18 protein-coding genes and 1 tRNA gene are annotated in these 23,141 nt (G+C 33.4%); 7 read left to right on the forward strand and 12 right to left on the reverse strand.

What is annotated here, in order from left to right; translation table 11 throughout:
• Positions 1-14: 14 nt before the first annotated feature.
• From hemW to ACZIYX_RS08425, 3 genes are read right to left on the reverse strand one after another with little or no spacing between them, the layout of a single operon-like run.
• Complete coding sequence (hemW, locus tag ACZIYX_RS08415; RefSeq protein WP_462681834.1) at positions 15-1,151, reverse strand: radical SAM family heme chaperone HemW; 1,137 nt, start codon at positions 1,149-1,151, stop codon at positions 15-17.
• Positions 1,152-1,175: 24 nt separating this feature from the next.
• Positions 1,176-1,733: a crossover junction endodeoxyribonuclease RuvC gene (ruvC, locus tag ACZIYX_RS08420; RefSeq protein WP_462681773.1), complete on the reverse strand. Its 558-nt coding sequence runs from the start codon at positions 1,731-1,733 to the stop codon at positions 1,176-1,178.
• Between the two features lie 49 nt (positions 1,734-1,782).
• The gene (locus tag ACZIYX_RS08425) at positions 1,783-2,262 is read right to left on the reverse strand and encodes a hypothetical protein (RefSeq protein WP_462681774.1); all 480 of its coding nucleotides are present in this window, start codon (positions 2,260-2,262) and stop codon (positions 1,783-1,785) included.
• Positions 2,263-2,514: 252 nt separating this feature from the next.
• On the opposite strand from ACZIYX_RS08425, the gene ACZIYX_RS08430 reads away from it, so the two are divergent.
• Entirely contained in the window at positions 2,515-2,907 is a 393-nt protein-coding gene (locus tag ACZIYX_RS08430) for a hypothetical protein (RefSeq protein ID WP_462681775.1), read from the forward strand.
• Between the two features lie 147 nt (positions 2,908-3,054).
• Here the strand turns inward: ACZIYX_RS08430 and ACZIYX_RS08435 are convergent, their stop codons facing one another.
• The 3 genes from ACZIYX_RS08435 to ACZIYX_RS08445 all read right to left on the reverse strand — a co-directional run bounded on the left by ACZIYX_RS08435 (position 3,055) and on the right by ACZIYX_RS08445 (position 5,882).
• Positions 3,055-4,767: a M56 family metallopeptidase gene (locus ACZIYX_RS08435; RefSeq protein ID WP_462681776.1), complete on the reverse strand. Its 1,713-nt coding sequence runs from the start codon at positions 4,765-4,767 to the stop codon at positions 3,055-3,057.
• 5 nt (positions 4,768-4,772) lie between these two features.
• The gene (locus ACZIYX_RS08440; RefSeq protein ID WP_462681777.1) at positions 4,773-5,132 is read right to left on the reverse strand and encodes a BlaI/MecI/CopY family transcriptional regulator; all 360 of its coding nucleotides are present in this window, start codon (positions 5,130-5,132) and stop codon (positions 4,773-4,775) included.
• Between the two features lie 300 nt (positions 5,133-5,432).
• On the reverse strand, positions 5,433-5,882 hold the full coding sequence (locus ACZIYX_RS08445) for a hypothetical protein (RefSeq protein ID WP_462681778.1): 450 nt from the start codon (positions 5,880-5,882) through the stop codon (positions 5,433-5,435).
• A 170-nt stretch (positions 5,883-6,052) separates the two neighbouring features.
• On the opposite strand from ACZIYX_RS08445, the gene ACZIYX_RS08450 reads away from it, so the two are divergent.
• The 3 genes from ACZIYX_RS08450 to ACZIYX_RS08460 all read left to right on the forward strand — a co-directional run bounded on the left by ACZIYX_RS08450 (position 6,053) and on the right by ACZIYX_RS08460 (position 9,432).
• Positions 6,053-6,553 carry a DUF456 domain-containing protein gene (locus tag ACZIYX_RS08450; protein ID WP_462681779.1) on the forward strand — a complete coding sequence of 167 codons (501 nt, stop codon included), beginning with the start codon at positions 6,053-6,055 and terminating at the stop codon, positions 6,551-6,553.
• 539 nt (positions 6,554-7,092) lie between these two features.
• The gene (locus ACZIYX_RS08455; RefSeq protein ID WP_462681780.1) at positions 7,093-8,169 is read left to right on the forward strand and encodes a helix-turn-helix domain-containing protein; all 1,077 of its coding nucleotides are present in this window, start codon (positions 7,093-7,095) and stop codon (positions 8,167-8,169) included.
• A gap of 402 nt (positions 8,170-8,571) precedes the next feature.
• Positions 8,572-9,432, forward strand: coding sequence for a helix-turn-helix domain-containing protein (locus tag ACZIYX_RS08460; RefSeq protein ID WP_462681781.1), 861 nt, complete (start codon positions 8,572-8,574; stop codon positions 9,430-9,432).
• A gap of 218 nt (positions 9,433-9,650) precedes the next feature.
• Here ACZIYX_RS08460 and ACZIYX_RS08465 read toward each other — a convergent pair whose 3' ends face one another.
• Positions 9,651-12,509 carry a M4 family metallopeptidase gene (locus tag ACZIYX_RS08465; protein ID WP_462681782.1) on the reverse strand — a complete coding sequence of 953 codons (2,859 nt, stop codon included), beginning with the start codon at positions 12,507-12,509 and terminating at the stop codon, positions 9,651-9,653.
• A 494-nt stretch (positions 12,510-13,003) separates the two neighbouring features.
• Between ACZIYX_RS08465 and ACZIYX_RS08470 the strand changes: the two genes are divergently transcribed.
• Positions 13,004-13,705, forward strand: a complete 702-nt coding sequence (locus ACZIYX_RS08470; RefSeq protein ID WP_462681783.1) for a hypothetical protein — start codon at positions 13,004-13,006, stop codon at positions 13,703-13,705.
• A 419-nt stretch (positions 13,706-14,124) separates the two neighbouring features.
• Here ACZIYX_RS08470 and ACZIYX_RS08475 read toward each other — a convergent pair.
• From ACZIYX_RS08475 to ACZIYX_RS08495, 5 genes are all read right to left on the reverse strand, one after another.
• A tRNA-Asp gene (locus ACZIYX_RS08475) sits at positions 14,125-14,198 on the reverse strand.
• An 86-nt stretch (positions 14,199-14,284) separates the two neighbouring features.
• Entirely contained in the window at positions 14,285-15,214 is a 930-nt protein-coding gene (locus tag ACZIYX_RS08480; protein WP_462681784.1) for a DUF58 domain-containing protein, read from the reverse strand.
• A 293-nt stretch (positions 15,215-15,507) separates the two neighbouring features.
• The gene (gene trxA, locus ACZIYX_RS08485) at positions 15,508-15,825 is read right to left on the reverse strand and encodes a thioredoxin (RefSeq protein ID WP_462681785.1); all 318 of its coding nucleotides are present in this window, start codon (positions 15,823-15,825) and stop codon (positions 15,508-15,510) included.
• Between the two features lie 255 nt (positions 15,826-16,080).
• The gene (dnaE, locus tag ACZIYX_RS08490; protein ID WP_462681786.1) at positions 16,081-20,466 is read right to left on the reverse strand and encodes a DNA polymerase III subunit alpha; all 4,386 of its coding nucleotides are present in this window, start codon (positions 20,464-20,466) and stop codon (positions 16,081-16,083) included.
• Positions 20,467-20,773: 307 nt separating this feature from the next.
• Entirely contained in the window at positions 20,774-21,613 is an 840-nt protein-coding gene (locus ACZIYX_RS08495; protein WP_462681787.1) for a DUF6252 domain-containing protein, read from the reverse strand.
• A 439-nt stretch (positions 21,614-22,052) separates the two neighbouring features.
• Here ACZIYX_RS08495 and ACZIYX_RS08500 point away from each other — a divergent pair, with 439 nt between their 5' ends.
• Together ACZIYX_RS08500 and rimM are read left to right on the forward strand one after the other, a co-directional pair.
• Entirely contained in the window at positions 22,053-22,571 is a 519-nt protein-coding gene (locus ACZIYX_RS08500; RefSeq protein ID WP_462681788.1) for a 30S ribosomal protein S16, read from the forward strand.
• Positions 22,572-22,585: 14 nt separating this feature from the next.
• The gene (gene rimM, locus ACZIYX_RS08505; RefSeq protein ID WP_462681789.1) at positions 22,586-23,110 is read left to right on the forward strand and encodes a ribosome maturation factor RimM; all 525 of its coding nucleotides are present in this window, start codon (positions 22,586-22,588) and stop codon (positions 23,108-23,110) included.
• Positions 23,111-23,141: the final 31 nt, after the last annotated feature.

Raw genomic sequence — 23,141 nt, forward strand, 5'->3', positions numbered from 1 at the left:
TAATTATTTATAAATCACCCTAAATTTAGTAAGAAAAGATCACTTGCTATACCATCGCTTAAAAACTTTCCTTTTTTGGTTACCAACAGGGTGTTGTTATCTATATATAACAGGTGTTGCTCTATGTGTTTTTTGGCTTGCTGCAGGAGGTAATCTGTATGTTTTTTACCAAACTCTTTTTCTACTTTTTGTAAAGATACTCCCCACTGAGTTCGCAGTCCGGTCATAATATATTCATTATATCTATCGGTAATGGTTAAGGTTTCTGTTTCACTGGGCAATTTGTTTTGTTGTAGTGCTTTTATATATTTTGTGTTATTGTTTATATTCCAACTTCTTTGGGATCCGTTATAGGAATGTGCAGATGGCCCGATGCCCAGATAGCTTTTTCCTTGCCAGTATGCGGTATTGTTTTTACTATAAAATCCGGGTTTTCCAAAATTAGAGAGTTCGTAATGCTCAAAACCATTGTTTTCTAACATCTCTATCAGGATTTCGAAATGTTTTTGAGCCAGATCATCGTTTACGGGGGCGATTTTTCCTTTTTCAATTAGTTTTGGCAATGCGGTGTTTGGCTCAACGGTAAGTGCGTAACAGGAGATATGGGGTACTCCAAAATCCAAAGCGGTTTGTATGTTTTGTTTCCATGCATCGATAGACATATTGGGGATCCCGTAAATTAAATCTATGGATATGTTATCAAAATATTGTGTTGCCAATGCCAGGCTTTCTTTTGCTTCTTCGGCATTATGAGCGCGGTTCATTATTTTAAGATCTTCTTCAAAAAAAGATTGTATGCCTATACTTAACCGGTTGATGTTGCTTTTGGCTAGTTGTTCTGTTTTTTGTTTGGTAAGATCATCGGGGTTGGCTTCGATAGTAATTTCTGCCTCTTTTGCAACCGTATAATGTGTATAAATAATATCGATAATATGTTGTAGCTCTTGTATAGATAATACAGATGGTGTGCCGCCACCAAAGTATATGGTTTGTATGGGCTCGCCTGTATGGATCTCTGGTTGGCGAAGTATGATTTCGTTACAAATTGCAGCTACCATTTGTTCTTTTTTCTGCATAGAGGTAGAAAAATGAAAATCGCAATAGTGACAAGCTTGCTTACAAAAAGGAATATGTATATAGATACCGCTGATGTTGTTAAGGTTTTGGAGTTATAGTTATTTTTTCACTCGTTTTTCATTTTGTTGTACAAAGGCAGCCCAACCGGTATAACTTTTGCCTACAATATCTGCACGACCCATATTATAAAAATGACATACGGCAGCTGCAAGCCCATCGGTAGAATCCAGATTTTTTGGTAACGTTTTGAGTTGTAAAAGGCTTTGTAACATTTTTGCAACCTGCTCTTTACTGGCATTACCATTACCGGTGATTGCCATTTTTATTTTTTTTGGGGAATACTCGGTTATAGGTATTTCCCGACTAAGCCCTGCCGCCATTGCTACTCCTTGTGCCCGACCTAGTTTTAGCATAGATTGCACGTTTTTACCAAAAAAAGGAGCTTCTATAGCTATTTCATCCGGGTGATAGGTGTCTATAAGCTCTATGGTTCGCTCAAAAATGAGTTTTAATTTTAAGTAATGATCGTCATATTTACTTAATTGTAGCTCGTTTAATTGTAAGAAATACATTTTTTTCTTCTGGACTTTGATAAGTCCAAATCCCATAATGGTTGTTCCCGGGTCGATCCCTAATATAATTTTTTCGTTTTCCAATGAGATATAGGATTTTTACAAAACTACGTAATTAAGAATAAGTAATGATCTATTCGGCATGTATAACCAAAGGAAGTTTGTATAATGTGGTAACAGGAGTGCTTCGGGTATGTGCTGGTTTAACATTTGGCAAAGAGGTAATGCTTTTTTTTAGTGTATCTTTTAAATCAGGGATTTGTTCTAGAATTTTAGATGGTAAACTGAAGTCTTCGAGGGTGATTTTACCGTCTTTAGTAATAAGCAATGGTATCCAAATAGTATCTTTAATGGTTTCTTTTACGGTAACAGGGTGTTCTGTAAGATATGTGTATATGTGTTGGGTAATGGTTTGTTGAAAGCAAGATTCCAGCTCTTCGGTAGACTTTTCTTTACACAGATCAAATAAGGGGGGTTGCTCTACTTCGTTCCAATTAAGTTTTTCCAGACTTTCTTTTATAATGTCTTTTTTGTTCTCTTTTTTGAGTACAAAATTATCGCATGAGAATAACGTAAAAACCAAGAAGCCTATGTACCAATTTTTTACATTCATTATCCGTATAACTTTTTTGGATAGCCAAACTACATAAAATTTTTAAGAGAACGAAGTATTCGTTGTATTCGCAGATAATAAAAGATCTTTAAATCCGGGGTCGAATATTAAAAGTGCTTTTCATTTTATTTTTTTGAGGTTTTCAGGATATATTGGTTTTAGTGTTTTTTTAACATAATCTGTTTAGGGCAATTTGTTTCGAGCCTGTTGTATGTGATATAAATGTTTAACAAATAAAACAAAAACACACAAATGAAAAGTTTTTCAAAAATTTTAATTGCATCGGTAGTATTTGCAGGAGTATCTTTAACCTCATTAAACGCACAGTGCACGGTAACTACTCCATGTGGTGAGTACACGGTACCAAATTGTGTACAATCCACATCAAAAATAGTTGTTTCTGGTAATTCAACAGCTACAACCAGTTCTAGTTCGTCTGCTGTTTCTGTTTCTTCATCAACATCTAATGGGGTAACTACAACACAGATTTATGTAAATGGAAAACTGTATAAAAATGTTACCTGTGAGGCAAAAGAAAGCGCACCTATTGCAATAAAACCATTGAAACTTCCAAGTTTTAGAGACTTTTTTAAAGGATTTTCGTTCCCTTCATTCCCTTCTTTTTCATCATTTTTATCTTTTTAGCTAAGTTTTTTTGAAAGGTTTCTATCACTTATTGATAAGTGATAGAAACTGCAAAAAAAAGAGTTCGATACAGGATGTATCGAACTCTTTTATGTTTTAACCCGGATTATAAAGTTTTTGTTTTTATGGGTATGAACGAGTATTTTGTTATTCTATCATAAATGCTATTGGTAAAAAGTATTTAACAGCTACTCGTTTACCCTGATGTTCTCCCGGAATCATTTGCGGCATAGATAGCACTACTCTTTTTGCTTCTTGTTCTAATTCTGGTGCAGATCCTTTTGCCTCTGCCTCTATAATTTTACCGGTATTGTCAATCTTAAAACTAACATCGATTTTATTGATTCCTTTTTGAGCAAAGTCCTTAGTTGCTTTTACATTAAAATTGGTATTTATAAATTTTTTGATCTCATTAGAGACACACTCTTTTCGTTGTGAATTATCTGTTATGTCTTTACAATTAATAGTGGTTGGAACTTTATCTATTTTTGTAAAAGGAATTTCAATAAGACTAAGATCTTTGTTTTTAGAAAGATCTTTATCAATAGATAGTCTGTATGAAGGTACATTTACCCCTTTTTTTGTGGTTACGGTATGCATGTCCAGAATATGTTCACTAACCTCAGATATGTTTTCATTTTTAAAGTAAGCTGTACATACACCATTTACTGTTTTTTCGGCGTAATTTTCTCCATAGGTTATGTGTAAATTATATTTGTCCTCGGGAATATTTTTGATTTTATATACTTTATTAGGGGTTAAATGTATTGTTCGAACAGTTTTTGAGGTTTTTACAGATACTAAATTTATGATTGCTTCAAAATTTTTGTCTGATGTAATTTGTATGAAATTCTCCAGATTTTTATCGTATTCAGAATTTTTATTAGGACATTCTGGTTCCTCACTACTTACTGTTGATAAATTGTTTTTTACTTTTTTGTTTTCGAAATTATTAATTTCAGATATGATTTCTGATTTTGATGTTTCATTACAAGAAGTATATGTTAATATACCAATAAGTAAAGGCAAGATTAGCAGGTATTTTAATTTTGAAATACCTTTGGATTTGTCTTTTTGTAACATAAGTATTCGTTTTTTGATTAATGAATAATTGAAAAATTGATTGATGAATTTTATTTTTTCAGTGCCAAAAACGGTATTTAACAACTGCTCGTAATATTTTTTTTTGCCTATTATTTTAATGCTTTTTGCGTCTGCGATAAATTCGTGTACTATCTGTATTCTGGATTGATACACATAGATTAAGGGATTAAACCAAAAAAATATTTTAAGAAACTCAAACCATAAAAGGTCATAAGAGTGTTTTTCGCGCAGATGAACAATTTCGTGCATAATAACTTGTTCTTTTTCCAGATCGGTTAATTGATCTCCAAGGTACATGGTGTTCAAAAAAGAGAAGGCATCTTTACTGTTAGATAAAATGTATGTTTTGTAATTATAATTATAAGTATAGATAGCGTCTTTTTTAAGAGTTTTAATAGCGATGATTTTTCTTATAAATAGAATAAGCATAGTTATGGCTCCAAGGCTATACAATACTGCTCCCCAATGGATATCCTTATTTTGGGTAGATGGATATAATAAAAATAAACTCTCTAAAAATGTTTCAGATGCTATTGGTTGTTCTATAAATACCGTTGGCAGGTTAATTATGTACTCATTTGGGATACTTTTTCGAATACTTTCTATTTTTATAAAAGGTAAAAAAAAAGAAAAGGCAGAGGTAAAAAGCAAGTATAGCCTGTTTAAAGAAAAGAAAGTATCTTTTTTATGCAGCAAGTCATAAGCTGCTAAAAATAACATTTGAAAAATGATAATATGAAGTATATACTGCATCATAAAAACTAATTTTCTTTATCTAATTCTTTTAAAATATTTTCCAGATCTTTAATATCCATATCATTTTTTTTAACAAAAAAGGATACCATGTTTCTAAAAGATCCATTAAAATAATTATTGACTAGTTTGTTAAGTGACTGGTTGCTGTATTCTTCTTTTTTTACCAAAGGAAAATATATATATCCTTTTCCTTCTTTGCGGTGGGATACAAATTTTTTGGTTTCTAGAATCCTTATAATAGTAGAAATAGTGTTATAAGCAGGTTTTGGGTCAGGCATTTGTTCTATTACAGAAGCTACATTGGCTTCTTGTAGCTGCCATAATTGCTGCATTACTTCTTCTTCGGCTTTTGTAAGTTGTTTCATATATATTGTAACTAAATAATTAGTTTAAACTAATTATTTAGTTATAAAATTTATTATTTCTTACTTTAAAGCTAAAAATGAATTGTTTAGGTTTAATACCATTTTAACTTTGAAATAGCACTAATAAATTATTTCTTTTTCATCTGTTCTTCATTAAAAAAGATAACCGTAACTACAGTTATGCTTGATACCAGATCAAGTCTGGTACAAGCTTTTTGCCTTGAATACTTAAAAAATAAATTCAATTTCTATACGCTCTATTTCAAAGTTAAAATGGTATAAGAAAGTAATGATTAAAAATTAATCATTACCTGTTATTCTTTTTTGAGAGGACAGATCTATTTCTATAGCGTCAACCTGAAATGTAATAGGAAGGGTATATGTGTCTTCAAAAATTTCATTTTCATTGCCAGAAATATTCATTGTAGGGATAGTATACGGAAAAGATTGCAGGACTCTTATGGCTTCTAGTTCTAATTCTAAAGAAGATGCTTTTGCTTGTATATCTGTTATATTACCTGCTTCATTAACGTTAAATCTGGTATAAATTCGATTAGTTCCGGGTTTTGCATATATTGCTATTGCTTCAACATTATAATTTGCATCTACAAATTCTTGTATTACCGTAGTAATACAATTTTTTCTAATACGCTCGTTTGTTTCTTTATTACATTTTAGTGTAGTAGAGGTTCCTTGAGAATAAGATACAAAACAGATCATTAATCCGAATAATACTAAAAAATATCGCATAATTTTGGGGTAGCTTTAAACTATGTTTTGGTTTATTTGTATTTGCGGTTGCAAATAAAAGAAATAAAAACAATCTTGATAAATGACAGGGGAATTAATAACCTAAAGTTATGGTTAATTCATGTTATCGTAACAAACACGAAACATTTGCGTCATATAGGTAAAAAGGCATGGACATTGCATTAATGGTTATAGGGTTTTTATTTTGCCTCCTAGGCATATTAGGAAGTTTTCTTCCTGTATTGCCAGGACCATTTACTTCGTGGATAGGATTGCTTATTCTTCATTTTACAGATGCGATTCCTCAAAACTGGATGTTTTTAGGGATTACCTTGGCAATATCTATTGTGGTTTGGGTCTTGGATTATATCGTTCCTGCCATAGGTACAAAACGATTTGGAGGCACAAAATATGGTATGATAGGCAGCTCGATTGGTCTTGTTATTGGTATTATATTTATGGGGCCTTTAGGGATCATTATTGGTCCTTTTATTGGTGCTTTTTTAGGAGAGCTTATAAAAGATAGCAGGGAGTCTTCAAAGGCATTAAAAGCAGCTTTTGGTTCGTTTATAGGTTTTTTGGCGGGTACTTTTCTTAAATTTATTGTTTCTATTGGTTTTGTGGTGTTTTATATTATTAAAGTATGGGAAAATTGGGGGCAATTGTTTTAATCTTTTATTAAGAGAGCCAATACTAATTTTATTTTCTAATACATAAAACGGATTACAATATTTTACTGTAATTATATTTCAGCTTAACTCAATATAAGTCCTGTTCTTGATACCAGATCAAGTTTGGTACAAGTATTTTGCCTTAATCTTCAAAAAATAATTTAATCGTACATCATCAAAAAATTAAATTGGATAATTCCCGGAGACTTGTTTTGAAAACAAAATATATTTTTGAAAATACAATCCAAGCTTACCTTAATACTGATTTTCTAACATTATAATACCGTTTTTAATATATGGGTACGTTTTTTTGTTTATAGAAATTTTCCTGTTCTTTCTATAAAGTTTTTTTCCTTAAAACAAGTAAATTCTTTGTCAAGAGTGTTATAAGCCTATCTTTTTGCATAATAATATTTATATATACAGGTTATTTATATGGTATGTGCAGAAACTATGTTGTGAGTTTTGTTGCATACTTGGTATAAAATTTGTGAAAAAAATAGGTATTTTGCAAAAACACACACAAAACTCAACTTTTTATGGATACGATATTTGTTTTCTACTTAGCCTTGGGGATACAATCCCTGATAGTTGCTTTAATTTTACTTTTTTATAAATCTAAAAAACAAAAGGTAAATAAATATTTAGGTTTTTTTTTCATTTTTCTTAGTATTGAGTTATTCAGTTATACTTTAATGCAAGATGTTGATCCATATATAGCATCATATAACCCTTTTAGGTTTAATTTTTTGAATATGGTTTTTATTTATCTCTATGCTATAAAGACTTCGGGTATTGAAATCAGGAACAAGTATTGGTATTATATTCCGGGCATACTAGAGTTCTGTATTTTGTCCTTGTTTTTTATTAAAGTAAATGAAACCCCGGATTTAGTATATTCTTATAATAGCATAATGTTTTTGTACTCTTATATAATTTCTTGCTCAATTTTTATTGTGTATATGTGTATCAAAACACTATTGGTTATTAGAAGCCATACTACTTTTTTGCCCTTTTTTTATACGGATACAAAATATAAATCTTTGTTATGGTTAACTATATTCTGTATTGTATTTATTGCTTATCATATAATAGCAGTATTGTCTGTGATCGTTTTACCGGATACTACATATATAACAACGGCATCTGATAGTTTATCTTTATTGTTGTTATATTATTTTACCATAGGAAGTTTGATGCAAATCAATATTGTTAACATCACGTCCAAAAGCAAGGTAGAATCATCAAAACGTAAACAAGAAGAAAATAAGGAAATCTATAAACGGGTTTCTAAAGCAATAGAGCAATGTATGTTAGGGGAAAAAGCTTTTTTGGATCCGGATATGACGTTAAAAGCTTTTGCGAAAAAAGTGGGAGAACCGAGCCGTCTTATTTCTAAAACTATTAATGAGATGGAGTATAAAAACTTTAACATGTACCTTAATCACTATAGAGTTGAAGAATTTAAAATGCTTATAGAATCAGGGAAATATCAAAAATACAGCAATACGGCATTAGCTAAGGAGGCCGGATTTAATTCGAGAGCTTCTTTTTATAAAAACTTTAAAGATATTGCAGGGATTTCTCCTTCAGATTATTTTGAGAGTTTAAATTAGGGCACCCGTTAGGCTTCATAGCGGCATTAAAGTGCTTCTAAAAATAATATTGATCAATATATCGTGCATTCTTTCGTTTAATGTACAAGGCATAAATGTGAAAAAAAACAAAAAAGCATATATATTTAGGAGTTTTTTAACTTTAGAAAATCATTTTTTAACGCATCAATATTTTTACTTTTTATAATGGATACTTTATATATATTCTATTTGGCTTTAGGAATACAATCCTTGATTGTTGCCTTGATTTTATTTTTTTATAAATCCAAAAAACCAAAAATAAATAGGTATCTGGGGTTTTTCTTTGCTTCTATTTGTGTTGAATTGTTGAGTTTTGTGTTGTTGTGGGATATGGAAGAAACAATTAAGAGTTATAATCCCTTCTCCTTCAATTTTTTGAATATGGTTTTCATTTTTTTTTATGTTACAAAGACTACCGGTATTGAGATTAAAAATAAATATAGCTACTATATCCCGGCAATATTTGAGTTTTGTGTGTTTTCTGTAATCTTTATTAAGGTATTTAGAAGCCCTAATATTATACTTCCTATAGAATATGAATTGCTTTTACTTTTTGATTTATTTTCTTCTGTTATTTTTATACTTTATATGTGTGCAAGAACGATACTGGTTGTCAAAGATCATAATAAGTTTTTGCCTTTTTTTTATACAGATGTAAAATATAAATCTTTAGTATGGATGACTATATTTTGTGTAGTATTTATTGTTTACCATTTAATTGCATTAGGCACTATGATCACTTCGTTTCAAGGGGATAATATACGATTTGTGCTTGATGGTCTTGGTTTGTTGCTGCTGTATTATTGTACCATAGGAAGTTTGATGCAAATTAACATTGTTAATATAACATCAGAAAAGGAAGTAAAGTTATCCAAACGCAAACAAGAAGAAAATAAGGAAATTTATGAGCGGGTTTCCAAAGCAATAGAACGATGTATGGTAGAGGAAAAAGCTTTTCTGGACCCGGATATGACGTTAAAAACTTTTGCAAAAAGAGTGGGAGAGTCGAGCCGTCTTATTTCTAAAGCTATCAATAAGATGGAGTATAAAAACTTTAACATGTATCTTAATCATTACAGAGTTGAAGAATTTAAAATGCTTATAGAATCAGAGAAATATCAAAAATACAGCAATACGGCATTAGCTAAGGAGGCTGGATTTAATTCGAGAGCTTCTTTTTATAAAAACTTTAAAGATGTTGTAGGGATCTCTCCTTCAGATTATTTGGAGAGTTTAAATTAGGATGCTATCTAATTTTAAAGAGAGTTGGCGATAGGTTATAGAATATAGATTCATGGCCGTTTTTGATGTTCTTATTTTAAATTTTTAGGGTATCTGGGATAATTTATTAAGGAATTAAAATAAAACCGCCCGGGAAAATATTCCCAAGCGGTTTCTTTCTGCTAAAGTCTAAGTTGAGTTAGAGAGTTAGCTTAAATATTAACTACACAAATAACTTACTATTTAATAATCACCTTTTTCACATCTTGATTTCCTCTCTTCACAAAGTAAATTCCAGGATTTAATCTCGATACATCTACCTTTACGGTATTGTTTCCTAAAGTTGATTTCACTTCTTGGTTATATACTATTTCTCCTAGTATATTAACAATTCTGATCTCAGAAACAGTATCTAAAGAATTAAAAGATATGTTAAGATCGTTTGATGCTGGATTTGGATATACATTAAATCCAGTAGAGTTTCCTGACACATTTCTGAATGCTGAAGCAAAAAAGAAAGAATCACAAGAACCAATAACTACCCAACCTGAAGCGGTTAACTGGTATATGGTACCAAAATATTTTACTTTGGCTCCAATAGTGTAGTTGCCTCCCGGTTGATACTCCGGAATGGTATCACAGTTATTGCCATTTGTGTCTTCTAGTGTGGTAAAACTTATTACAGCAGAGTAAGGTGCATCTACCTGATTACCACCAGTCGCTCCACATCGGCCAAGTTGTTTCCAGCCAGAGCTTGTTCTCTCAAATAAATATCCCTGGTACGTAACTTTATCACCTACTTGGTATGGATTACCTGCCTGATGTGCTGGTACCCCGGCACAAGGATCTGTACCACCGTCTGTAGAACAGGTGTATTTTACTCGCGCTTCATATTTGGTGTTTGCTGCTAAGCCTGTTAGGTTAGTAGTAACTCCAGAAACTGTAGAAGCTGTATATGAAGCATCTGCGGCTTTTTTATACTCAAAAGTATAGTTGGATACACCACTTACACCTGTCCAGCTTACTGTTGCAGAGTTTATGGTAATGTTAGATGAGTTAACGCCTGTAACAGCATTACAATTACCGCCACCATCTGTTGCAGTAGTAAATTTTACTATAGTTGAGTATGGCGCAGTTTCACCATTGGTACAAGCATATTTTAAACGTACTTCGTATGCAGTATTTTCTGTTAACCCGTCTAATGTTTTGCTGGTACCTGTTACAGAAGATGCTGTATAAGATGCATCTGCAGCTTTTTTGTACTCAAAAGTGTATGTAGAGATACCTGTAACGGCATTCCAGTTAATTGTAGCACCGTTTTTAGTAACATTAGATGTTGCTACCCCACTTACAGCAGAGCAATCACCGCCGCCGCCACAGTTGGCATTACCGGTAAACTTAGCACCAACACCTACAGCATTCATAGCGTTAGTTACAACTTTTATTTCACAAGAATTGGCACCGTATAAATCTTTAGCGGCATTAATTACTGCATTTCGGGCATCAGCGTATTTCGAACTTCTTGTTAAATAATTCGTTAGAGAGCGATATGCAATTTTTCCTGCTTTTTCGATACCAATACCTTCTACATCATAATTAGTTCCGCTATCATTAGATCCTTTTGCTCCTTGAGATACGATATAGAACCAATGGTTCATTACACCACTGTTGGTATGCACTCCTCCATTATCTGCAGAACCTTGTGAAGTTGGTGCCCAGTTGGTACCATTATACGTATCAGGTTGTCTATGCAGTTTAGGGTTAGAAAGGTCTCTTTTTAGTTTTGAATCTTCGTGTTTATCGGCTAATTTCCAAACCTTAGCATCTACTACTTTGTTAAAGGTATAATACTCTACCAAAGACCCAAATATATCACTATACGATTCATTAAGCGCTCCGGATTCTCCTTGATATACCATGGCTCCGGATTCCTGAGTAACACCATGTGTCATCTCATGACCTACAACATCTAATGGGGTAATAGGTGAGCCTTGAAAATAATCCTTAGGATTTCCATAATGCATCCAGGTACCAGACCAAAAAGCATTATCATTAGCATGTCGTCCGCCTCCGTTTACATATATGTTAATATTGCTTCCTCTATTGTCATAACTAGAACGGTTAAACTCGTTTTTAAACATATCCCAGGTTTTCTCTGCTCCCCAATATGCAGCTGTTCTGTAGTTTTGCGCTCCACCAATTCTAAAATCTTTAGTTTGGCTAGAGTAAATTGGAGAACCTGTAGGCTCAATAGCTGATCCTTGAAAATTTACTCTAATTTCTGCCCCCTGCATATCATACAAAGCAAGCTTTCTATCACCAGATTGTCTCATTTCAAAACGGTTGCCATTTTGTGTAACCGTAATGTTTTGAGGACCATAGAACCCTGTGTCTGTAGTGCCATCTACATGGTGTATTTTTTCCTCAATAAAAAGAATATCGCCATTTGAGGCATCTACAAAAACTTCTTTACGCCCAAAAGGCTCTACAGAATACATGTCGAATTTGTATGCTAATCTCAATGCATCGGCATTCATTGCATTGTTTTTAGTGATGTATACCAACTCTCCTTCATCACCAACTTTTTCGCCTCTGAAGGTTTCGTTTTTAGTTCTGGGAACTCTGGCTTCCCAAACATATTGCTTAGCTTTTATTACATCTTTTGCTTTTTGTAATGCCTGGGCAGAAGATAAACTACTGCTTTTTGCAAAAGATTTAGCAGGAGTTGCTGTAAACCACTCTCCGTTGGCAGAAGTTACCTGCCCGTTTTTAACGTGGATCAAATACATAGAACTCTCTACAGGAATCCCATTAATAGATTGTTGTAAGCGGTAATGTGTAAACCCTAACTCATCTTTGATAACATCTGAAACAATAACCCCTTGTCCTGATACTGTACCAAAGTGTTCTGTCATAAAATTTTCTGGAGAAGAAAAAGATGAAGATTTTTTGGCTATATTTTGAGTAGCTTCAAAATCGATAGCTCTTGGAGCCATTCCGTTGCCTCCGTTTTGAATAATGTTATACTTTTCTTGCCCATAAGAAGAAAGTATAAACATCATTGTTAATAAAATTAAACTGTTTAATTTTTTTTTCATGATTGTTGATTTTGTGTTTATTTAAGTCAACGAAAGTATCCAGAACAAGCAGAGAATTCAAGGAATACCTGTCTTAAATCATGATTAAGACGGCTTACACGTAGTTTTGAGACGGTTTAATCGCTTGTTTTTTAGGTGTATAAGTGTTTTGTGTAAATAACCTGAATTATAGAGTGTTTTTATAACGAAAAGATTGCCTGAACTTAAAGTGTTGGCTTTTTTTTAATAGAAATAAGAGTGTTGCACAAGTTTTTATAATTTCTCACTAGTATTTTTGTGTAATAATTAATAAGTCAAAATGTAATGTGTTGATTTTTAGAGATATTGAATGGTGCTTTTTTTTTGAATATTTTGAGTGTTAATTGAGGTGAAACCACATTAAATTGTAGAGACAAATAAGTAGCTTTAAATATGAATTTATAACTCTTTAAAAGGCATAAAAAGATTTATGCCAAAGAAAAATTAACCAACAATTTATATTAAACATAGCTATTATGAAAACAACATTCAGAGAAAAGTATTTTAATTACTTACCAAAATTGGCATTATTTATTTTTGTTTTTATTACTTCGTGCCAGTCAAATGTAGATGACGAACTATATGAACCAAATAAAGAAGTATCAAAAACCGCGAGTGGGGCAAATAGAGATATAAAACTTAAGTTTTATTTAGGAGACCGGGGTATAGGGAATGATATAGGGAATGTTGAAGCTCCAGGATGGGTTGCCGATAAACAAAATCAGTGGTCAGAATGGGGAGGAGATTCAGATAACTATGATCCAGATTGGATTGTGTTAGAGTTATTGACCAGAACAGTGAAAAATCTGAAGAATCTAGATTTTAGAATAGCTATCCAATTATCAGATGGAGGAAGTTCTGGAAATGGAGCTGGTAGGGTTAGATATACTCCATGGGCTAGTCAAGGGGGAGGATGGTCTTCTTGGGCAACAGATTCAGACTCCTATGATTTTGATGCTGTTCGGTTTAAGATAGAAACAAGACCATTTAATGGTTTGACTGTAGAAGACGTTCGATTTGGAGTACAATTAACCGATAATGGAACTAATTCTTCACATAAAGGAGTTGCTAAGTATACACCATGGTTATCACAAGGAGGAGGCTCTACAGGTTATGCAGGAGATTCAGACTTTTATGATCCAGATGCTATTAGAGTTAAATTAGATATTATTAGGTAACCATAGATTAGAGATATCTTTATTATAGAATATGTTGTATCATTCCATAAAATTGAGTTATAAATCATATTGGTCATAGATTTTTTCGATCAACTAAACTATATAAAAAAGATAGCACTAAAATCAATAATCTCAAAGCAAGCTCAGGAGGTATACTTCTGAAAATATATATCTAAGTAAAAATCTGGTAATGAGTATCTTAATAAGGGATTCGAAATAAAGAATTGAGTTAAAAAATGTAAAGACCTTTCATAAATTTGGAGGGTCTTTTTTATAATCATTAAAAAAAGCCTCTCCAAATTTATGGAAAAGCTTCTCATCGGTTTTCTACAAAACCATCCCGAATATGCTCGGGAACAACACAACATTTTCTTGCTAAAAAAAAGCTTCAATATACATTGAAGCTTTTAGCAATTTTGCGGTCTGGACGGGACTCGAACCCGCGACCCCCTGCGTGACAGGCAGGTATTCTAACCAACTGAACTACCAGACCAAGGCCGTATTGCGGATGCAAATATACACCTCATTTTGATTCTCACAAATGTTTTTTCATTTTTTTTTCATTTTATTTTGCTTGGGTTATCCAAATTTCTGTCTTTCAACAAAGTATGTGGTCAATATTTTATTAAAATCTTTTGTAGTATCTGCTTCTACATACTTTATGCCGTACTGTGTGCATTTCATTTTTAAATCATAAAAGTATGAAGACACTGCTTTTTGGTAATTTTCTTTAATGTTATCGGCATATAGATTAATAAAATCACCAGTTTCAATATCTACAAACCGGGTAGGTTGGTTACTAAAGTTAAATCTTAATTCTTTTTCACTGTCAAAAGTGTGAAAAAGTATAACTTCATGCTTATTATATTTGAGATGTCTAAGGGCTTCAAATAATTTTTCCGGATCAGAAGTTGCCTGTAGCATATCTGTAAATAAAAAAATCAAAGATCTGCGATGTATTTTTTCGGCAATTAAATGCAAGAATTTAAAGGTGTCTGTATCTTTATTTTCAGAGGGGTTAATAATAGTTTCATTTAACTTACTAAGCAACATTTGATGATGCCTTTCACTACCTTTTTCGGGGGCATAATAGTCATATTCATTACTGTAGATGCTTAATCCTATGGCGTCCCGTTGTTTTTTTAAAATGTTCATTAAACATGCAGTTGCCAAAACAGAAAAGCTAATCTTGTTTAAAGACTTTAAATGATGTTCTTTTACTTTTGGGTAGTGCATAGAAGATGAATTATCAATGATAATGTGACATCTTAGATTGGTTTCTTCTTCATATCGTTTGGTAAAAAGTTTGTCTGTTTTGGCAAAAAGTTTCCAGTCTATGTGCTTCGTGCTTTCTCCGTTATTATACACTTTATGTTCTGCAAACTCTGCAGAAAAACCATGAAAAGGACTTTTGTGCATACCCGAAATAAAACCTTCTACAACTTGTTTTGCAAGGAGTTCCAGATTGGTAAATCCTCCTGTTTTATTTATCTCTTGTTGAATATTCATGTCAGAGTTTTTTTTAAGTGAAGGTTTTTTTGATATGTTATACCATTTGTGGTTTGAGTTTACTGGAAAAGAAAATTAAGATTTTTTTGTTTCAGTAAAGAAAAAAAATCAAGCATAGCAGGGCTACGGTTTATTTTTATTCTGAAACTGAGATAAAAAAAGAACATTTTATTATGGTAAATTCAAATTGTAAATGGTATTAACGATACCAATATACATATACAAAATTAGTATTCATAAAAAAAGGCTTGACTTTGATGTCAAACCTTATGTTTATTATAAGTAATGTTTTTTTATAATAGAGAATCTAATGCTTCTGCATATACACTTTTAGGAGAGACACCTACTTGACGCCCAACTACTTCTCCATTTTGGAAAACCAATACTGTAGGAATATTTCTTACACCATATTTGGCGGCAAATTCCTGATTAGTATCAACATCTACTTTGCCAACAATAGCTTTTCCGTCATATTCTTCGCTAATTTGTTCTATGATAGGACCTACCATTCTACATGGACCACACCAAGCTGCCCAAAAATCCACCAATACTGGTTTTTCGCTTTTAAGTACTACCTCATCAAAAGTTGCATCTGTTATTTCTAGTGCCATAGTATTTTTTTTTTAATCTTAAAAATATTTAATGTTTACAAAATTAGTCAATAATTCGACCAAAGCTTACACATAGTGTGCATAATATATGTAAAATTAGTCAATAATTCTACGAAAGCCTATATATCTAATATTTCTTTTGGTTATAGGGTTATTGTATTTACTGATACCGAATATAATATTAATAAGGTATACCATCTTTAAAAAAGATCCATATTTGGATATATTTATAGATCAGAGATTGTTGTTTTATTTTTAATTGAGTTTATAATATATAGATTCATCTTCTAAAGCTGTAAGTAAGTCGGGCGAAATGTTTACTTTTTGTTTTCTGCTGGGCATGTGTAGTTTTAATTGTTCTGCCATTTCATAAATAACAAAGTTTAGGGTATGGTCTCCGTTATGCTCGGTCAATAATTCTTTCAAACCATCAATTCTGGAGTCAGACAGCTCATTAATATCTAATTGTATGGTTAGCTTTCTGGCATAGCTTTCCATAACATCATGCAGTAGTTGAAAACTATTAAACTGTATCCTTGGGTCACCTTTTTTACCGGTATCCCGATTTACCCATCCTTCTTTTATAAAAGCTTTGACATATACAAAGGTGCTTTTTACCAAAAATGGACGATGTTTTAGATATTCTTCCCCAAAAACTCTGAATTCGTGTGCTGTATTATAGTCTTCAATTATAAATGTAGCCCATCCTTTACCGTTTTTTGATGTGCGGTGCTCTACCGTAGTAATTACACCTCCGAAAGAAATTTCGCGATTAAGGTTGTTTTCCAGATCTGCAAAGTTATGCAGGGTGCCATTGCAAAAGTATTTCATTTCATATTTAAAGTCGTCTAATGGGTGACCAGAAATGTATATTCCTACTACTTCTTTTTCTCGTGCTAATTTTTCCATGGTTCCCCATTCTTCACAGGGAGGAACGATGGGTTCAGGGATTTGTACATCACTGGCTTCTCCAAATAAGCTAACTTGTGATGAGTTTTCGCTTTCCTGAAATTTTGATCCGTACCGCATGGCTTTTTCCAGAAAAGTAACCCCGTCTCCTTCTTCATGAAAATACTGGCCTCTGTGTGTGTCTGCAAAAGAATCAAAACCTCCTGCCAAAGCTAAGCTTTCAAAAGCTTTTTTGTTTGCGGCACGAAGATCAATACGCTTTGCCAGATCAAAAATAGATCTATAAGGACCGCTTTCTTTTCTGTTTTCTACTATAGTAGCTACAGCACCAGTTCCTACACCTTTAACGGCTCCCATTCCAAAGCGAACAGCACCATCTTTATTTACCGAAAATTTATGGTAAGATTCGTTTACGTCCGGGCCAAGTACATCTAGTTTCATACGTTTGCATTCTTCCATAAAGAACGTAACTTGTTTAATGTCGTTCATGTTATTGGAAAGAACGGCTGCCATATATTCTGCGGGGTAGTGTGCTTTAAGATATGCTGTTTGGTATGCAATCCAGGCATAACAAGTAGAGTGGGATTTGTTAAATGCATACGCTGCAAATGCTTCCCAGTCCTTCCATATTTTTTCTAATTTATCTTCGGCATGCCCTTTTTCAGAAGCTTGTAGGATAAATTTAGGTTTCATTTTATCCAAAACCGCTTTTTGTTTTTTCCCCATTGCTTTACGCAAAACGTCGGCCTCACCTTTGGTAAAATCGGCAAGTTTTTGAGAAAGAAGCATTACTTGCTCCTGATACACTGTGATTCCGTAGGTTTCTTTTAGATACTCTTCACACGCTTCAAGGTCATATATAATCTCTTCTGTACCATGTTTTCTGTTAATAAAGCTAGGGATGTACTCCAGAGGACCAGGGCGGTATAAAGCATTCATTGCAATAAGATCAGCAAAAACAGTTGGTTTAAGCTCTTTCATATATTTTTGCATCCCGGGGGATTCGTATTGAAACACCCCTACAGTTTCTCCTCTTTGGAAAAGAGCATACGTTTTTTCATCATCCAGAGGAAAATTTTCAGGATCGAGCTCAATATTATGCTTTGCTTTTACAATTTTAACAGTGTCTTTGATTAGGGTTAGTGTTTTTAACCCCAAAAAATCCATTTTTAGCAGACCCGCACTTTCTACCACAGAGTTATCAAACTGGGTGCAGTACATATCAGAATCCTTGGCTAGTGCTACAGGAACAAATTTGGTAATATCATCTGGGGTGATAATTACTCCACACGCGTGGATTCCTGTATTTCTAACAGATCCTTCCAGTATTCTGGCTTGATTTAGCGCTTCAGCTTCGAGATCATTGCCTTCTGCGATATTAAGAAGTTCATTAACTTTTTCAAGCTCTTCGCTTCTGAATTTTTGTTTTAGAGTTGCTTCGTCTACCCCAAAAATCTTTCCTAATTTGGACATATTGGGGATAAGTTTTGCAATACGATCTGCATCACTAAGGGGCAGGTCTAGTACTCTTGCTGTATCCCGTATCGAGGATTTGGCAGCCATAGTACCATAGGTAATGATTTGGGCAACTTGGTTAGCGCCATATTTATTAATCACGTAATCCATAACGCGTCCTCGGCCTTCATCATCAAAATCGATATCGATATCGGGCATGCTTACACGATCCGGATTAAGAAAACGCTCAAAAAGTAAATCATATTTAATGGGATCCAGATTTGTAATCCACAAACAATAGGCTACTGCTGATCCTGCGGCAGATCCCCGACCAGGACCTACAGACACATCCATATTTCTGGCGGCACGAATGAAGTCTTCAACAATTAAAAAATATCCGGGATATCCTGTTTTTTCGATTACTTTTAGTTCAAAATCCAAACGCTCATCGATCTCGGGGGTTATCTCTGCATATCTTTTTTTGGCACCTTCATAAGTTATATGCCTTAAATATTTATTTTCGCCACGTTTACCTCCGTCAATCTTGTCTTCGTTATCCTGAAACTCTTTTGGGATATCAAATGCGGGTAACAACACGTCTCTGGCAAGCTCGTAAGGTTCTATTTTGTCTACGATCTCCTGAATATTTATAATACTTTCAGGAATATCTTTGAAGAGGTTTTTCATCTCTTCCTGAGACTTAAAATAGTATTCCTGGTTTGGTAGCCCGTATCTATATCCTCTGCCACGACCAATTGGGGTTGCTTGTTTTTCACCGTCTTTTACACACAAAAGAATGTCATGTGCATTAGCATCTTTTTTTTCACAATAATATGTATTATTGGTTGCTACAGTTTTGATATTGTGTTTTTTGGCAAGTTCCAGTAGTACAGGGTTAACTCTGTTTTCATCCTCTTGGTTATGGCGCATGATCTCAATATATAAATCATCACCAAATTCTTTATGCCACCACAGTAAAGCTTCTTCTGCTTGTTTTTCACCTATATTAAGTATCTTGCTTGGGACTTCTCCATATAAATTTCCGGTAAGAACAATAATATCTTTTTTGTACTGCTGGATTACTTTTTTGTCGATACGGGGAAGATAATAAAACCCGTTTACAAATCCGGTAGAAGACATTTTTGCTAAATTGTGATACCCATTTTTGTTTTTGGCCAGCATAACTATTTGATATCCATTGTCTTTTCTGGATTTATCGGTGTGGTTTTCACAGACAAAAAACTCACAACCTACTATTGGTTTTATTTCAATACCTTCAGGCAGTTGTGCATTTTCTATTGCTTCAGTATTAGCGGCAATTACACTTTTGTTATGGTTAGAAATTGCTTGTACAAAATGAAAAGCCCCCATCATGTTTGCATGATCTGTCATAGCAACCGCATTCATTTTATGTTGTGCAGTTACTTTTATCAGGTCAGGAATACTAGTCGTAGATTGAAGGATAGAAAACTGAGTATGATTATGCAAATGAACAAAATTAACTTCGTCCAGAGCAGCAACATTATCATTGATCTCTTTTTGAGATAAATCAGAAGAGTCTTTTTGAGCAAGCGCTTCTCTTATTTTTTTAGAAGCTTTTTTGAGATTGATATGTTTTAACCCTATTAACTGAATGGTTTCGGGATTAGCCTCAGAAAAATCCTGAAAATACCCTGGTTTTACATCCAGTTCTTCTGCAGTAAAAACCTGTTTTCTGATCAATTCCAGAAAACATCTGGTGGTGGCTTCTACGTCGGCGGTAGCATTATGCGCTTCACCAAATGCAACCCCAAAAAGATACTGGTGCAACTCGGTAAGCGTTGGTAGTTTAAATTTACCTCCACGGCCTCCGGGGATCTGGCATAACTGTGCTGTAGTTTCTGTACAGGTGTCCAGTACAGGAAGATCTTGTAATATGTTTTTTACACCAAGGCGATAAAACTCTGCCCCCATGATGTTAACATCAAAACCTACATTTTGCCCTACAATAAATTTTGTTTTGGAAAGGGCAATATTAAATTTTTCAAGAGCTTCTTTTAGAGGTATTCCATCTTTTTCTGCCAACTCGGTAGAAATACCATGAATTTTTTCGGCATCGTACGGGATATTAAATCCTTCGGGTTTTACCAAATAGTCTTGATGTTCTATACAGTTTCCCATAGCGTCATGTAACTGCCATGCTATTTGAATACATCTTGGCCAATTATCGGTGTCACTAATTGGGGCATCCCATCGTTTTGGTAACCCTGTGGTTTCAGTATCAAAGACTAAGTACATAAAAAGAGGTGTTTTTTTTCAGAAATCATCCTTATGCAAAGGACTTTCAAAAATAGCCAAAATACTAATTCATTCTTTTAAAAAGTTATTCAGAATTATTAACGAGCAATTTCGCAGGTAATTTTTAAAGTAAAAACATAAAAAAAGCGATCATTTTAATAATGATCGCTTTTTACAGGCAAAGTTGAGCTAGCATAATTTTTTGGCAACCTTAATTCCTTATTTAAGGTTTAATTTCTGGGGCTTGCCTCAAAACAAAATATACTTTTGGGGGCATACCTCGTGAGCTTGCTCTGGGATTATTGATTTAATAACCAAATTCGAAGAAACCTTCTGATATTTGAGCATTACTTCGGGTATTAAATTCAAAACTTCCGCTTATACATTTGGTATTGATGTCGTGATTAGTAATAATAATTTGTCCCGATAAAGCAGAAGATTTATCGTTATTTAGCGCATAAGAGGCACTAAAATCTCCGGATCCTGTAAGGGAATATTGTCCCGGGGTTACATCTGCCTTAAATACTATGATAATCTCTTGATTTTCGTTTGCTGCTTTAATTAATATAGATGCATTATCTACTCCATAAAGGCTGGCACTGTGATTGTCAGTGATCATTTCAGAACCATTGACCATTGCTGTTAAAGATGCATTGAGTAAGCATGGATTAATTTGTTCTGTTGTTTCTTCTTCGATTATTCCATTTTCCAAAGGTAGTCTGTAAAACCATCCATCGCTAAAATTGGATATGTTGCCATTTTCGTCTTTAAGGTTTTTGAAATTAAATTTTCCAGAAATTTCATTATTGTAAACCTCTGTAATAGTTACTTCACCTTCGGTTTCTTGATTTTTAGAAACAAATTGTAGTTTATCGTTTTTAAAACTTATCTCGTCTATAGTATTTTGGGATATCATATAAGTTCCTACTTTGGTAGAAGTAGTGGTAAAACTTATAGATTTATCTCCTGAGCTTCCTGATATAACCAAAGTACCGTCATCATAGATAACAGCTTTTTTAAAGGAAGACCTAAACAGTTCTCCATCAATTTTTGCTTGCAAGGCAGGATCATTGATTTCTATATCTGTAGAACAAGAAATTAAAAATAAGCAGATAAGTATAAATAGTAGAGTAATTTTTTTGGTCATAGGCTTTGGGGTTTTGTCATAATTTTTTATGGCTTAACCATAACGTATTCATTCTTACAAAGATAGAGAGAAAAAACCTATAAAGCAATTTTTTTATCGAAAAAACGCATATTTTATCGACGAAATACACAAAACATAATAAATTACTTGTAAAAAGTATTTTGTTCAGATGGTAGATTTTATAAAATCAGACAGATGTTTAGTTTTAATTCCTCGGGACTTTCCCCCAAAACAAAATATATTTTGCTAATCTGAAGGAGAACTTGTTCTGGTAGGATATTGTTTTTTTTCTTCTGGTTATATATCTATGCAAGGAAGGGGGGAGTGAATAATATTTGTGAAGTAATAAACTTTTGATTCATAGGCTTTTTTTGATTAAAAAGAACTATATTTGCGCCCTTAATTATGAATAGGGTCGCGTACCCAAAAATTAATTTTTATGCCTGTTAAAATTAGATTACAGAGACATGGTAAAAAAGGGAAACCTTTTTACTGGATCGTAGCAGCAGATGCTAGAGCAAAAAGAGATGGTAGATTTCTTGAAAAATTAGGTACTTACAATCCAACCGCAAACCCTGCACAAATCGATTTAAACGTTGATGGAGCTGTAAAATGGTTGCAAAATGGAGCGCAACCTACCGATACAGCAAAAGCTATCCTGTCTTATAAAGGAGCTTTATTGAAAAACCACCTTGCTGGTGGTGTAAAAAAAGGAGCTTTAACAGAAGAGCAAGCAGAAGAGAAATTTAATGCTTGGTTATCTAAGAAAGAAGGATCGGTTAGTGCTAAGAAAGATGAGTTGGCAAAAGCAGAAGCAGATGCTAAAGCAAAAGCCTTAGAAGCTGAAAAAGAAGTAAATGCTAAACGTGAAGCAGAAGCAAAAGCCTTAGAAGCTGCTGCCGCTGCTGAAGCTGAAGCACAAGAAGTAACAGAAGAAGCTGGCAACGAGGAAGAATAGTTGCATTATTAACGATGAAGAAAGAAGAATGCTTCTATCTAGGAAAAATCGTAAGTAAATTTAGTTTTAAAGGGGAGGTATTGATTAAATTAGATACCGATGAGCCCGAAAGTTATTTAAAAATGGAATCAGTTTTTGTTGATTATAACAACAATCTGGTTCCTTTTTTTATAGATAAAAGCTCACTACATAAAAGTGATTTACTACGAGTAAAATTTGAGGATGTAGATTCAGAAGAAGATGCAGACGACCTCATGAAAGCAGATATTTACCTTCCACTTACATTATTGCCAAAACTGGAAGGAAATCAGTTTTACTATCATGAAGTTATTGGATTTACGATCCGGGATATTAATTTTGGAAAAGTAGGGGTTATCAAGGCCGTTAACGATTCAACAGCTCAAGCTTTGTTTGAGGTGGATCGGGATGGTGTAGAAATTCTTATTCCTATGAATGATGAATTTATAGGCAAAATAGATAGAGGATCCAAGATCATTTATGTAGAAACCCCTGAAGGATTAATTGATTTATATCTCTAGCCAATTGCAAATCCTGATAAAAAAGTATAAA

It is taken from the genome of Aquimarina sp. (assembly GCF_977115655.1).

Excerpts from the sequence above, each read along its gene's own strand:
- ACZIYX_RS08425 (WP_462681774.1), bottom strand. The coding sequence starts at position 2,262 with ATGAATGTAAAAAATTGGTACATAGGCTTCTTGGTTTTTACGTTATTC.
- ACZIYX_RS08430 (WP_462681775.1), top strand. The coding sequence starts at position 2,515 with ATGAAAAGTTTTTCAAAAATTTTAATTGCATCGGTAGTATTTGCAGGA.
- ACZIYX_RS08435 (WP_462681776.1), bottom strand. The coding sequence starts at position 4,767 with ATGATGCAGTATATACTTCATATTATCATTTTTCAAATGTTATTTTTA.
- ACZIYX_RS08440 (WP_462681777.1), bottom strand. The coding sequence starts at position 5,132 with ATGAAACAACTTACAAAAGCCGAAGAAGAAGTAATGCAGCAATTATGG.
- ACZIYX_RS08445 (WP_462681778.1), bottom strand. The coding sequence starts at position 5,882 with ATGCGATATTTTTTAGTATTATTCGGATTAATGATCTGTTTTGTATCT.
- ACZIYX_RS08450 (WP_462681779.1), top strand. The coding sequence starts at position 6,053 with ATGGACATTGCATTAATGGTTATAGGGTTTTTATTTTGCCTCCTAGGC.
- ACZIYX_RS08455 (WP_462681780.1), top strand. The coding sequence starts at position 7,093 with ATGGATACGATATTTGTTTTCTACTTAGCCTTGGGGATACAATCCCTG.
- ACZIYX_RS08460 (WP_462681781.1), top strand. The coding sequence starts at position 8,572 with ATGGTTTTCATTTTTTTTTATGTTACAAAGACTACCGGTATTGAGATT.
- ACZIYX_RS08465 (WP_462681782.1), bottom strand. The coding sequence starts at position 12,509 with ATGAAAAAAAAATTAAACAGTTTAATTTTATTAACAATGATGTTTATA.
- ACZIYX_RS08470 (WP_462681783.1), top strand. The coding sequence starts at position 13,004 with ATGAAAACAACATTCAGAGAAAAGTATTTTAATTACTTACCAAAATTG.
- ACZIYX_RS08480 (WP_462681784.1), bottom strand. The coding sequence starts at position 15,214 with ATGAATATTCAACAAGAGATAAATAAAACAGGAGGATTTACCAATCTG.
- trxA (WP_462681785.1), bottom strand. The coding sequence starts at position 15,825 with ATGGCACTAGAAATAACAGATGCAACTTTTGATGAGGTAGTACTTAAA.
- dnaE (WP_462681786.1), bottom strand. The coding sequence starts at position 20,466 with ATGTACTTAGTCTTTGATACTGAAACCACAGGGTTACCAAAACGATGG.
- ACZIYX_RS08495 (WP_462681787.1), bottom strand. The coding sequence starts at position 21,613 with ATGACCAAAAAAATTACTCTACTATTTATACTTATCTGCTTATTTTTA.
- ACZIYX_RS08500 (WP_462681788.1), top strand. The coding sequence starts at position 22,053 with ATGCCTGTTAAAATTAGATTACAGAGACATGGTAAAAAAGGGAAACCT.
- rimM (WP_462681789.1), top strand. The coding sequence starts at position 22,586 with ATGAAGAAAGAAGAATGCTTCTATCTAGGAAAAATCGTAAGTAAATTT.